The organism is Actinacidiphila sp. bgisy167, from assembly GCF_965342175.1.
GTDB lineage: Bacteria > Actinomycetota > Actinomycetes > Streptomycetales > Streptomycetaceae > Actinacidiphila.
The window spans coordinates 1-11,963 of record NZ_CBDRBL010000127.1 but is presented as its reverse complement, the minus strand read 5'-3'; the positions used below and the strand labels follow the sequence as shown (position 1 = coordinate 11,963).

Below are 11,963 nucleotides of genomic sequence, written 5' to 3'. Positions count from 1 at the left end.
ATCGCCTGTGACGCCGAAGATCACCAGGCCCGACGGCCCCGCGATGCGCGGGAGCCGTCGGTCCGATGCGTCACGCAGCGGGTTGGCGCTGCTCAACGTGTTACGCCTCCTTCGGCGCCAGGCGCTTGAGCTCGGCCTCGGTCGAGGCCAGCAGCTCGTTCCAGGACGCCTCGAACTTCTCGACGCCCTCGTCCTCCAGCAGCTGGACGACGTCGTCGTACGAGATGCCGAGCGCGGCGATCGCGTCGAGCTCCGCCCGGGACTGCTCGTAGGTGCCGCGGATGGTGTCGCCGGTGACCTCACCGTGGTCGGCCACCGCGTCGAGCGTGGCCTCGGGCATGGTGTTGACGATGCCCGGCGCGACCAGCTCGGTCACGTACAGGGTGTCCGGGTAGGCCGGGTCCTTCACACCCGTGGAGGCCCACAGCGGACGCTGCTTGTGCGCGCCCTCGCGCTCCAGTGCCTGCCAGCGGTCGGAGGAGAAGACCTCCTCGTAGGCCTGGTAGGCGAGCCGTGCGTTGGCGACGGCGGCCTTGCCCTTGAGGGCCTTGGCCTCGTCGCTGCCCAGCTTCTCCAGACGCTTGTCGATCTCGGTGTCCACGCGGGACACGAAGAAGGAGGCCACCGAGCGGATCAGGGAGAGGTCCAGGCCCGCGGCCCGGGCCTTCTCCAGGCCCGCCAGGTAGGCGTCCATGACCTCGCGGTAGCGCTCCAGCGAGAAGATCAGCGTGACGTTGACGCTGATGCCGCGGCCGATCACCTCGGTGATGGCCGGCAGGCCCGCCTTGGTCGCCGGGATCTTGATCAGGGTGTTGGGCCGGTCCACCAGCCAGGCCAACTGCTTGGCCTCGGCGACGGTGGCCAGGGTGTTGTGGGCCAGACGCGGGTCGACCTCGATGGACACCCGGCCGTCCTGGCCACCGCTGGCGTCGTACACCGGGCGCAGCACGTCGGCGGCGTCGCGGACGTCCGCGGTAGTGATCATCCGCAGGGCCTCGTCCACCGTCAGCTTCCGCGCGGCCAGATCGGTGAGCTGCTGCTCGTAGCCGTCGCCGCCGGAGATCGCCTTCTGGAAGATCGACGGGTTGGTGGTGACGCCGACCACATGGCTCTGGTCCATGAGCTCGGCCAGGTTGCCGGAGGTGATCCGCTTGCGGGACAGGTCGTCGAGCCAGATCGCCACGCCCTCGTCGGAGAGGCGCTTGAGTGCGTCTGTCATGGGTTCTGCATCTCCTCGGTACGTCGTATGGGTCTGTGCGTCAGCGACCAGCGGCGGCGATCGAGTCGCGTGCGGCGGCGGCGACGGCCTCTGCGGTCAGACCGAACTCGCGGTAGAGGACCTTGTAATCGGCGCTTGCCCCGAAGTGCTCCAGGGACACAATCCGGCCCGCGTCACCGACGAAGCGGTGCCAGGTGAGCCCGATGCCGGCCTCGACGGCGACCCGCGCGTGCACGTTCGGCGGCAGGACGCTGTCGCGGTACGCCTGGTCCTGCTCCTCGAACCACTCCACCGACGGCATGGAGACCACGCGCGCCGGGATGCCTTCGGCCTGCAGCTGCTCGCGGGCCTCGACGGCCAGCTGCACCTCGGAGCCGGTGGCGATCAGGACGACCTGCGGCTGGCCGCCCTCGGCGTCGAACAGCACGTAACCGCCCTTGGCCGCGTTCTCGTTGGCCGGGTAGGTCGGCACGTTCTGCCGGGTCAGGGCCACGCCGTGCGGGGCGGGCTTGGCCGTGTGGCGGCGCAGGATCTCCGCCCAGGCGATCGCCGTCTCATTGGCGTCGGCCGGCCGGACCACGTTCAGACCGGGGATGGCGCGCAGCGCGGACAGGTGCTCGACCGGCTGGTGGGTCGGGCCGTCCTCGCCCAGGCCGATGGAGTCGTGCGTCCACACGTAGGAGACCGGCAGCTTCATGAGTGCGGCCAGGCGCACCGCCGGGCGCATGTAGTCGGAGAACACCAGGAAGGTGCCGCCGTAGACGCGGGTGTTGCCGTGCAGCGCGATGCCGTTCATCGTCGAACCCATGGCGTGCTCGCGGATGCCGAAGTGCACAGTGCGGCCGTACGGGTTCGCCTCGGGCAGCGGGTTGTCCGCCGGGAGGAAGGACGACGAGGCGTCGATGGTGGTGTTGTTCGAGCCGGCCAGGTCGGCGGAGCCGCCCCACAGCTCGGGGATCACGGCGCCCAGGGCCTTCAGCACCTCGCCGGAGGCCTTGCGGGTGGCGACGTCCTTGCCCGCGGGGAACTCCGGGACCGCGTCCTCCCAGCCCGCCGGCAGCTCGCCGGCCTGGATCCGGTCGAAGGTCCTGGCGCGCTCCGGGTTGGCGGAGCGCCACTCCTCGAACCGCTTGGTCCACTCCGCGTGGGCCTCACGGCCGCGGTCGGCGACCTTGCGCGCGTGCGCCAGCACCTCGGAGGCGACCTCGAAGCTCTGGTCGGGGTCGAAGCCCAGCACCTTCTTGGTGGCCGCGACCTCCGCGTCGCCCAGCGCCGAGCCGTGGGCGGCCTCGGTGTTCTGTGCGTTCGGCGCAGGCCAGGCGATGATGGTGCGGGCCGCGATGATGGAGGGGCGGTCGGTGACGGCCTTGGCCTTCTGGAAGGCGGTGTACAGGGCCTGGACGTCGAAGTCGCCCGAGGGGTCCTGCTCGATGCGCTGCACGTGCCAGCCGTACGCCTCGTAGCGCGCCAGGACGTCCTCGGAGAAGGCGGTCGCGGTGTCGCCCTCGATGGAGATGTGGTTGTCGTCGTACAGGGCGATCAGATTGCCCAGCTTCTGGTGCCCGGCGAGCGAGGACGCCTCCGCGGAGATGCCCTCCTCCAGGTCGCCGTCGGAGACGATCGCCCAGATGGTGTGGTCGAAGACCGACTCGCCCGGCGCCGCGTCCGGGTCGAACAGGCCGCGCTCGTAGCGGGCGGCCATCGCCATGCCCACGGCGTTGGCGATGCCCTGGCCCAGCGGGCCGGTGGTGGTCTCCACACCCGTCGTGTGACCGTGCTCGGGGTGGCCCGGGGTGCGCGAGCCCCAGGTGCGGAAGGCCTTGAGGTCCTCCAGCTCCAGCCCGTAGCCCGAAAGGAAGAGCTGCGTGTACAGCGTCAGGGACGTGTGTCCCGGCGAGAGGACGAAGCGGTCCCGCCCGGTCCACGCGGCGTCCGACGGGTCGTGCCGCATCAGCTTCTGGAACAGCAGGTAGGCCGCGGGAGCGAGGCTCATCGCCGTACCCGGATGGCCGTTGCCGACCTTCTGTACTGCATCCATCGCCAGAACCCGGGCGGTGTCGACCGCACGCTTGTCCAGCTCGCTCCACTCCAGCTCGGAGGTGGTCGGCTCGGTGCTCACCTGAGAGGGCTCCTCTCCACATGTATGACGCCGGTGACGAAGTGCACACCGGGCGTTGCCGAGCCTACCCCTGCACGTGCGTGCACCTTTTCGAGTGTGGGCCCGACGCCAGCGGCAACCGTTCCCCGCGCAGCGGCATTCCCGCCCCGCTACCGGTGCTGTCACCAGCGTCCCCCGGTCGGCTTCTCTTCGCCTGTCGAGGCGGAACGCCTCCAGGTCGCACCTCTCTTGCGCCAGGGAGGTCAACACGTGCCACCCCGGGCGCGGGCGGAGTATCCGCTACGTCTAAAGTGGCGTGGTACGCGCAAGCGGAGCCGCTTGCTGGACTTTTCCTCAGGGGTGTTCGTGACGGCCGTCGAATCCCGGCCCGCCGGAGCCATCGGGTCGAGCCACCGCCACCGGCCGTTCGGTGCCCGGGTGGTGGCGTTCGTGGCGCTGACCAAGCCGCGCATCATCGAGCTGCTGCTCATCACGACGATTCCCGTGATGTTCCTGGCGGCGGGTGGCGTTCCCGACCTCTGGCTGGTCGCGGCGACGATGATCGGCGGTTACATGTCGGCGGGCGGCGCGAACGCCCTCAACATGTACATCGACCGCGACATCGACGCGCTCATGCACCGCACGGAGCAGCGTCCACTGGTCACCGGCATGGTCGCGCCGTGGGAGTGCCTGGTCTTCGGCGTCACGCTTTCGGTGGTTTCCACCGCCTGGTTCTGGGTGCTCGTCAATCCGCTGTCGGCGGCGCTGTCCGTGGCGGCCATCCTCTACTACGTCTTCGTCTACACCCTCGGCCTCAAGCGCCGTACCGCCCAGAACATCGTCTGGGGCGGCATCGCGGGCTGCATGCAGGTCCTCATCGGGTGGTCGGCGGTGCGCGACGAGCTGGCCTGGGCGCCGTTCGTCCTCTTCCTCGTCCTCTTCTTCTGGACGCCGCCGCACTACTGGCCGCTGTCGATGAAGGTGAAGGACGACTACGAGCGTGTCGGCGTGCCCATGCTGCCGGTCGTGGCGGGCAACGTCGTGGTGGGCCGGCAGATCGTCATCTACAGCTGGGCGATGGTGCTGGTCTCCCTCACTCTGTGGTGGCCGCTGGGAGCGACGGGCTGGTTCTACGCGGCCGCCGCCGTGCTGCTCGGCGCCTTCTGGCTGGTCGAGGCCCACGCCCTGTACGGACGGGCGAAGGCCGGTGTGGTCGGGGCCAAGCTCAAGGAGATGCGGCTGTTCCACTGGTCCATCACCTACGCGACGTTGTTGTTCGTCGCCGTCGCCGTGGATCCCTTCCTGCGCTGATTACCGGCGGGTAGTATTCCTTCCATGGCAGAGATCCAGGAAGCAGTCACCCCGAACGCGGAGCGCAGGGCCGCGGCCCGAGCCGAGCGTCGCACCGCACGCCTGGCCAAGCAGATCACCGCGTTCGCCCGAAGCCACGGCGGCGGCGCAGAGGGCCAGATCGCGTACGTCGGCGAGGCCGGCGCCCGCATCGTGCTCGTCGGCGAGAACGGTGAGTGGGGCGACCTGGTCGCTCCCACCTACGACATCGCCCGCGAGGCCGTCGAACGCTCCTGCATCACCGTCCACGAGTCATTCGACGGCGGTCTCGCGGCCAAGGTGCGCACCGGACCCTACGAGTGGTCGCGGATGGCCGGAATCCAGATCGGCGGCCCCGCCAACACCTGACGCCGGGCCTGCCCGTTAGGACCATGCAAGTGGTCCGCATCACGGGTGGGAACGAGGAGGCGTCGGTGAAGACCGAGGAACGCGACGAGCGGCGGCTGACGGCCCGCAGGGAAGCGGCACGGCTGTCCGCGGAGGGCGTGCGCGCCGTCGCCCTCAGCTGGGTCGACAACGCGGGCATCAGCAGGGTCAAGACCGTGCCCACCGTGCGGCTGCCGCACGCCGCGCACGGGGGCGTCGGCATGTCGCCGGTCTTCGACGTCTTCACCTCCGACGACGCCGGCACATCCTCCCCGCTGATCGGCGGTCCCGACGGCGACCTGCGGCTCTTCCCCGACCTGGACCGTCTGACCGCGCTGGCCGCCCGGCCCGGCTGGGCCTGGGCGCCGGCCGACCGCTACGACCAGGACGGCCGCCCCCACCCCGGCTGCCAGCGGCTGTTCGCCCGGCGCATGGTCAAACGCGCCGCCGAACGCGGTCTGGAGCTGCGCATGGGCTTCGAGACCGAATGGGTCGCCGTCAAGGACGACGGCAGCGGCGACTGGGCCTCCCGCGGCCCGGCCTACGGGCTGACACGGGTGACGGAACTCTCGGACTATCTGCTCGACCTCCACGACGCCCTGGCCGCCCAGCGCCTCGAGGTCCTGCAGGTGCACCCCGAGTATGCTCCCGGCCAGTTCGAGGTGTCCACCGCGCCCACCGACCCGGTGGGCGCCGCGGACGAGGTCGTCCTCGTCCGGGAGACCGTACGGGCGGTCAGCGCCGCCCACCACCTGCGCGCCTGCTTCGCCCCGGTCGTCGTCGCCGGGCAGGTCGGAAACGGCTGCCACCTGCATCTGAGCCTGCGTGAGCACGGCCGCAACCTGCACCGCGATCCCACCGACCCGTACGGCCTGGCGCCTGCCGCGCGCACCTTCCTGGCGGCGGTGCTCGAGGCCCTGCCCGCGCTGTGCGCCATCGGCGCCCCCTCCCCGGCCAGTTACCTGCGACTCGTCCCCTCGCACTGGGCCGGCGCTTACCGCTGCTGGGGCGTGGAGAACCGCGAGGCGGCGCTGCGCCTGGTGACCGGCGAGGCCGAGGACCCCGACGGCGGTCACGCCGAACTCAAGCCCTTCGACGCCGCGGCCAACCCCTACCTGCTGGTCGGATCCGTCATCGCCGCGGGCCTGGCCGGCCTGCGGGACGGCGGTCGGACGCTGCCCCCCGCGGTCAGCGGGGACCCGGCCGGGCACGGCGACCAGAAGCGGCTGCCCACCTCGCTCAGTGAGGCCGTCGCGCACCTCGTGCGCGATGCGCCGCTGAAGGAGGCGCTGGGGGAGGCGCTGTTCGGCGCTGTGGTCGCGGTGCGGCGCGCCGAGTCCGAGGCGCTGGCCGATCACGGCCCCGCCGAGCTCGCGGAGGCCACCCGGTGGCGGTGGTGATCGAGCTGCCGCCGCTGGTGGACCACCACTGCCACGGCGTCGTCCGCCGCGAGCTCGACGCCGCGGACTTTGAGAGGTATCTCACGGAGTCCGACGCACCCGCGGCGCCCGGCACGAGCTTCTTCGACACCCAGACCGGCTTCGCCGTCCGCCGCTGGTGCCCGCCGCTGCTCGGCCTGGAGCCGCACTGCCCCCCGGATGTCTACCTTTCGCGGCGCCGTGAACTCGGGGTCCGCGAGGCCGCGCGCCGGCTGCTGCGGGGCAGCGGCATCGGTATGTACCTCGTCGACACCGGACTCCCCGGAGACCTGGCGACGCCCGCGGAGCCGGCCGCGGCCGGCTCCGCGGCGCAGCGCGAGATCGTGAGGCTGGAGCGGATCGCCGAGGACGTCGCCGGGGCCTGCGACTCGGCCGGGGCCCTGGTCGAGGGCATCGCCGAGGCGGTCCACCGCGCCGCGCGGAGCGCTGCGGGCTTCAAGTCGATCGCGGCCTACCGCCACGGACTCGGCCTCGACCCGCGGCCCCCGGCGCCGAACGAGGTCCGGCAGGCCGCCGGGTCATGGCTGCGGGCGCGCCGGGCGGGCCCTGCGCGGCTCGGCGATCCCGTCCTGCTGCGGCACCTGCTGTGGACGGCCGTCGCCACCGGGCTGCCGCTGCAGTTGCACACCGGTTTCGGCGATCCGGATTTGCGGCTCGACCACGCCGACCCGGCGCTGCTGACGGACTTCGCCCGGGCGACCCGGGGCACCGGGGCCGACCTGGTGCTGCTGCACTGCTATCCGTACCACCGTCATGCTGCGTACCTGGCCAACGTCTTCCCGCATGTGCACGCCGACGTCGGCCTCGCCCTCACCCATGTGGGACCCCGGGCGGGCGCGGTCCTCGCGGAGTTCCTGGAGCTGGCGCCGTTCGGCAAGCTGCTGTTCTCGACGGACGCCTACGGGCTGCCCGAGCTGTTCGTGACCGGCGCCGCGGCCTTCCGTGGCGCGGTGGACGAGGTGCTGGGCGGCTGGGTCGCGGAGGGCGCCTGGTCGGCGGCCGACGCTCGGCGTGTCGCGGCCATGGTGGCCGCGGACAACGCGCGGCGGCTGTACGGGCTCCCCTGAGCGGCATCCTCGGGGGGCGGCTCACCCGAGGGTTCGACCCGTGGCCGGTGCTCGGGTGTGGCGCGGGCGGGTATGCGTGCCGCGGCCGGTGCTCGGGTGCGGGTTCGTCTCGCGCCCTTCGGGCGTCCGCAGCCCGCCGCTGTGCGCCCGAAGGGCGCGAGACGGGGAGACAGCTGCCCACGCGCCTCGGCTCCAAGGTCACCGGTGGTCGGCTCCGGGTCCGCGGAAGGCGGGGCACCGCTCACGGGCGGAGCCCTACGCGGCCGCGGTCGGCTCCGGGACGGACGCGGGCGCCGGGAGCGGCTCCGCGCCGGGCTCGGTAGCCGGCCGCTCGCGCAGGGAGAGCAGCACCCGCAGCACCGCGATCCACACCAGCGTCGAGCCGAGCATGTGCATGCCCACCAGCACCTCCGGCAGCTTGGTGAAGTACTGGACGTACCCGATGACGCCCTGTGCCAGCAGCACGAGCACCAGGTCCCGCACCCGGGCCCGCGGTCCCGCCGGGGCGTCGACGGCGCGCAGCACGAACCACAGGGCGATCGTCAGCCCGCACACCACCCACGCCAGGTCGGCGTGGAGCTGCGAGATGGTCTCCCACTTCACCGGGACACGCGGCACGTCGCTGCTGTCGCCGGCGTGCGGCCCGGCCCCCGTCACGAGTGTGCCGACCGCGATCAGGGCCCCGGAGGCGGCGGTCAGCACCCACGCCAGCTGCCTGACGGGCTTGCCGACCAGCGGGCGCGGCCCCGCGTCGCCCTCGCCGGCCCGGTGCCACGTCAGCAGCGCGACGGCGATCAGCGCGCTGGAGAGCAGGAAGTGCCCGGCGACGGTGTACGGGTTGAGACCGGTCAGGACGGTGATGCCGCCGAGGACGGCGTTGCCCATGACGACCCAGAACTGAGCCCAGCCGAGACGGGTCAGCCCCCGCCGCCACGGCCCTGCGGCCCGTGCGGCGACGATGGCCCAGCCCACGGCCGCGCACAGCACATAGGTGAGCATCCGGTTGGCGAACTCGATGCCCCCGTGCAGCCCCATCTCACTGGTCGTGGTGAGGCTGTCGGCGGTGCACTTGGGCCAGGTCGGGCAGCCGAGCCCCGAACCGGTCAGCCGGACGGCGCCGCCGGTCACCACGATGACGACGCTCATCACGAGCGCGGCCAGCGCGGCCCGCCGGACCGTCGCCGGGGACGGGGTCCAACGCTGGGCGACGAAGGCCAGGGGGTTTCGCACTGCTTGGCCTGCTTGGCTGAGATTCGGCACGGCCACCATCGTAGGCGTCTCCTTGTGCAATCCTTCACGAGGGGGACACCCAGGGGAGGGGTTGGGCGACATGGCCGAGGTCGACCGGCGGAAACTGCTCTACGGAGGCGCAGCGGCGGCGCTCACGGGGATCGGCGCGGCCGCCTACTCGGCCGCCGACACGCCCGCGGCCGAGGCCGTGCGGCAGCCCAGGCGCGCCGCGCATCCCGGCGTCGTCGACGTCGTCGCCGACTTCGGCGCCAAGGGAGACGGCACCACCGACGACAGCGAGGCCTTCGCGGACGCCTACCGCTACGCCGAGTCCCGGCTGGACGACCACACGGGCCGCACCGTGATCGACGTCCCACCCGGCAAGTACCTGATCACCCGGCCCGCCGCGCTGCTGGACGGCGACAACCCGTCGGGCGCCGCCAACGGACTGCGCTTTCGCGGCGCGGGCCTGCGCATCAGCGAGATCGTCTTCGCGCCACGGGATCCCGCCGGCGCCTTCCTCTGCCGCAACGACGACATGTGGCAGAACATCGCCTTCGAGGGGCTGCGCTTCACCTCCGGCACCCCGGGCGCCTCCTTCTTCTCCTCCTACTCCACCGGCGGCGCGGCGAACTACCGCTTCACCGACTGCGAGTGGATGGGGGAGTGGGAGTACGGCATCGCCCTGGACGGCACCAACACCAACTCCGAGATGCGCTGGGAGGCCTGCCGGGTGGGCGGCGCCTACCGCAAGGCGTTCCTCTACTCGGGCCTGTCCAAGCGCTCGGAGAACCCGGAGCAGCAGGACCAGTTCCTCAACTACTGGTTCACGGACATGAACGTCACCTATGAGTGGGGCAACTTCCTGGAGTTCCCCTACGGCGGCTCGGTCACCTGCCGTGCCGGGAGCTACATCGTCACCGGGCGCCGCCCCACGCCCCACCCCGACTACGGCTACGAGAGCACGTTCTTCCGCTTCCCGCGCAGGCGGCACTTCAGTTCCGTGCAGCGCTTCCACGCCGAGGACATCCGCTTCGAGCTGCGCAACGCCGACACCGTGGTGATCGACTGCGAGTGGGGCGGCGGCACGGTGCACTTCAACGACTGCGACGACACCGCCAACGCCTTCAAGCCCTTCGCCCCCGGGCTGCGCGCCCACCGCTACACGCTCGGTCCGCGCGGGCCGCTCGTGCGCTACGACTCCTGCCAGCTCACGGGCACCCACCGCTACCGCACCGACGGCTCCACCGAGCTGCCCACCACGGTGCGCTACGACATGTGCCTGCTGGCCAGCCACGGCCCGGAAAGCGGCTTCCTCGCCCTGGACGAGGGCCAGGGCACCGGCTTCGCCCGCTTCGTGGACTGCGTCACTCCCACCTGAACCAGCGCGCCGCCGCTCCGAGCCCCACCGCGGCCCACACGGCGAGGATGCCGAGGTCGCCCCATGGCATCCCCGCGCCATGCTGCAGGACGTCGCGAAGGCCGTCCGAGAGGGCCGAGATAGGCAGCAGTTCCAGGGTGGAGCGCGCCGCGTCCGGGAACCGGTCCAACGGCACGATCACCCCGCCGCCGACGAGCAGCAGCAGGAAGACCAGATTGGCGGCGGCGAGCGTGGCCTCGGCGCGCAGTGTGCCGGCCATGAGCAGACCGAGGCCGGAGAAGGCCGCCGTGCCCAGGACGAGGAGCAGGAGCACCGCGAACGGATTGCCGTGCGGCGACCAGCCCAGGGCGAACGCGATCACGGTGAGCAGGACGATCTGCAGGACTTCGGTGACCAGCACGGAGCCGGTCTTGGCGGTCATCAGCGCCCAGCGCGGCAGCGGGGTGGCGCCGAGCCGCTTCAGGACGCCGTAGCGCCGCTCGAAGCCGGTGGCGATGGCCTGGCCGGTGAAGGCGGTGGACATCACCGCCAGCGCGAGGACGCCGGGAGCGAGGAAGCCGACGGCCTCACCGGCGCCGGTGTCCACGATGTCGACGGAGCTGAAGAGGACCAGCAGCAAGGTGGGGATGACGACGGTCAGCAGCAGCTGCTCGCCGTTGCGCAGCAGCATCCGGGTCTCCAGCGCGGTCTGCGCACCGATCATCCGCAGCAGCGGAGCCGCGCCGGGGGCAGGGGTGAAAGTGCCGGTGGCGGTCACGAACGCAGCTCCTTGCCGGTCAGCTCCAGAAAGACGTCCTCCAGGGTGCGCCGCTCGACCGCGAGGCGGTCCGGCATCACCCCGTGCTGGGCGCACCAGGAGGTGACGGTGGCCAGCAGCTGCGGATCGACCTTGCCCTCGACCCGGTAGGCGCCGGGGGTGAGCTCGACGGCGGCGGAGTCGTCGGGCAGCGCCTTGAGCAGGGAGGTCAGGTCGAGGCCCGGACGGCCGGAGAAGCGCAGAGTGTTCTCCGCGCCGCCGCGGCACAGCTCCTCGGGGGTGCCGCTCGCTATCACCCGGCCCTTGTCGATGATCGCGACGTAGTCCGCGAGCTGCTCGGCCTCGTCCATGGAGTGCGTCGTCAGGACGACGGTGACGCCGTCGGCGCGCAGCTCGCGGACCAGCTCCCAGGTGCCGCGGCGGGCCTGCGGGTCCAGTCCCGCCGTCGGCTCGTCCAGGAACACTAGCTCCGGGCGGCCCACGACGGCCATTGCGAGCGCCAGGCGCTGCTGCTGGCCGCCGGAGAGCCGGCGGTACGGGGTGCGGCCGCAGGACTCCAGGCCGAGCCGTTCGATCAGCAGGGCCGGGTCGACGGGGGCGGCGTGCAGCTTCGCGGTGTGGCGCAGCATCTCCTCGGCGCGGGCGCCGGCGTAGACGCCGCCCGACTGCAGCATGACGCCGATCCGGGGCCGCAGCGCGGCGGCCTCCCGCACGGGGTCGAGCCCCAGCACCCGCACCCGGCCGGCGTCCGGACGGCGGTATCCCTCGCAGGTTTCGACGGTGGTGGTCTTTCCGGCTCCGTTGGGTCCGAGCACGGCGGTCACGGTGCCCCGGGCGACGGCGAGGTCGAGACCGTCCACCGCGGTCTTGGCGCCGTACCGCTTGACGAGTCCCGTCACTTCGACCGCGGGGTCCATTCGCATGACGGGCAGTCTACGAACCCGCTGGGGGGCGCTCCGCCGGGAGGGCGGTGGTACGTGCGGCGACCGCCGGTCTAGGCGGGCGCCCGAGGCCTGCTCCGGGGCGGCGGCGAAGATCGTTTCCGCAGGTCAGCTT

10 protein-coding genes are annotated in these 11,963 nt (G+C 72.0%); 5 read left to right on the top strand and 5 right to left on the bottom strand.

Annotated features, from left to right (window positions below; translation table 11 throughout):
- Positions 1 to 100: 100 nt before the first annotated feature.
- Complete coding sequence (tal, locus tag ACRWND_RS29245) at positions 101 to 1,219, bottom strand: transaldolase (RefSeq protein WP_431954717.1); 1,119 nt, start codon at positions 1,217 to 1,219, stop codon at positions 101 to 103.
- Between the two features lie 40 nt (positions 1,220 to 1,259).
- On the bottom strand, positions 1,260 to 3,338 hold the full coding sequence (gene tkt, locus ACRWND_RS29240; protein ID WP_431954715.1) for a transketolase: 2,079 nt from the start codon (positions 3,336 to 3,338) through the stop codon (positions 1,260 to 1,262).
- Between the two features lie 345 nt (positions 3,339 to 3,683).
- On the opposite strand from tkt, the gene ACRWND_RS29235 reads away from it, so the two are divergent.
- The 4 genes from ACRWND_RS29235 to ACRWND_RS29220 all read left to right on the top strand — a co-directional run bounded on the left by ACRWND_RS29235 (position 3,684) and on the right by ACRWND_RS29220 (position 7,539).
- Complete coding sequence (locus ACRWND_RS29235) at positions 3,684 to 4,628, top strand: heme o synthase (protein WP_431954713.1); 945 nt, start codon at positions 3,684 to 3,686, stop codon at positions 4,626 to 4,628.
- Positions 4,629 to 4,652: 24 nt separating this feature from the next.
- The gene (locus tag ACRWND_RS29230) at positions 4,653 to 5,015 is read left to right on the top strand and encodes a hypothetical protein (protein ID WP_431954711.1); all 363 of its coding nucleotides are present in this window, start codon (positions 4,653 to 4,655) and stop codon (positions 5,013 to 5,015) included.
- A 65-nt stretch (positions 5,016 to 5,080) separates the two neighbouring features.
- The gene (locus tag ACRWND_RS29225) at positions 5,081 to 6,433 is read left to right on the top strand and encodes a glutamine synthetase family protein (protein WP_431954709.1); all 1,353 of its coding nucleotides are present in this window, start codon (positions 5,081 to 5,083) and stop codon (positions 6,431 to 6,433) included.
- On the top strand, positions 6,430 to 7,539 hold the full coding sequence (locus ACRWND_RS29220) for an amidohydrolase family protein (RefSeq protein WP_431954721.1): 1,110 nt from the start codon (positions 6,430 to 6,432) through the stop codon (positions 7,537 to 7,539). The genes ACRWND_RS29225 and ACRWND_RS29220 overlap by 4 nt, the downstream gene beginning before the upstream one ends.
- Positions 7,540 to 7,794: 255 nt before the next feature.
- Here ACRWND_RS29220 and ACRWND_RS29215 read toward each other — a convergent pair whose 3' ends face one another.
- Positions 7,795 to 8,808, bottom strand: coding sequence for a COX15/CtaA family protein (locus ACRWND_RS29215; RefSeq protein ID WP_431954707.1), 1,014 nt, complete (start codon positions 8,806 to 8,808; stop codon positions 7,795 to 7,797).
- A gap of 61 nt (positions 8,809 to 8,869) precedes the next feature.
- Between ACRWND_RS29215 and ACRWND_RS29210 the strand changes: the two genes are divergently transcribed.
- On the top strand, positions 8,870 to 10,150 hold the full coding sequence (locus ACRWND_RS29210; protein ID WP_431954705.1) for a glycosyl hydrolase family 28-related protein: 1,281 nt from the start codon (positions 8,870 to 8,872) through the stop codon (positions 10,148 to 10,150).
- On the opposite strand, the gene ACRWND_RS29205 is transcribed toward ACRWND_RS29210, so the two are convergent.
- Together ACRWND_RS29205 and ACRWND_RS29200 are read right to left on the bottom strand one after the other, a co-directional pair.
- Positions 10,137 to 10,853 carry an ABC transporter permease gene (locus ACRWND_RS29205; protein WP_431954719.1) on the bottom strand — a complete coding sequence of 239 codons (717 nt, stop codon included), beginning with the start codon at positions 10,851 to 10,853 and terminating at the stop codon, positions 10,137 to 10,139. The two genes, ACRWND_RS29210 and ACRWND_RS29205, sit on opposite strands and share 14 nt — an antisense overlap.
- 50 nt (positions 10,854 to 10,903) lie before the next feature.
- A complete protein-coding gene (locus tag ACRWND_RS29200) occupies positions 10,904 to 11,830 on the bottom strand; it encodes an ABC transporter ATP-binding protein (protein ID WP_431954704.1) in 927 nt (308 codons plus the stop codon).
- Positions 11,831 to 11,963: the final 133 nt, after the last annotated feature.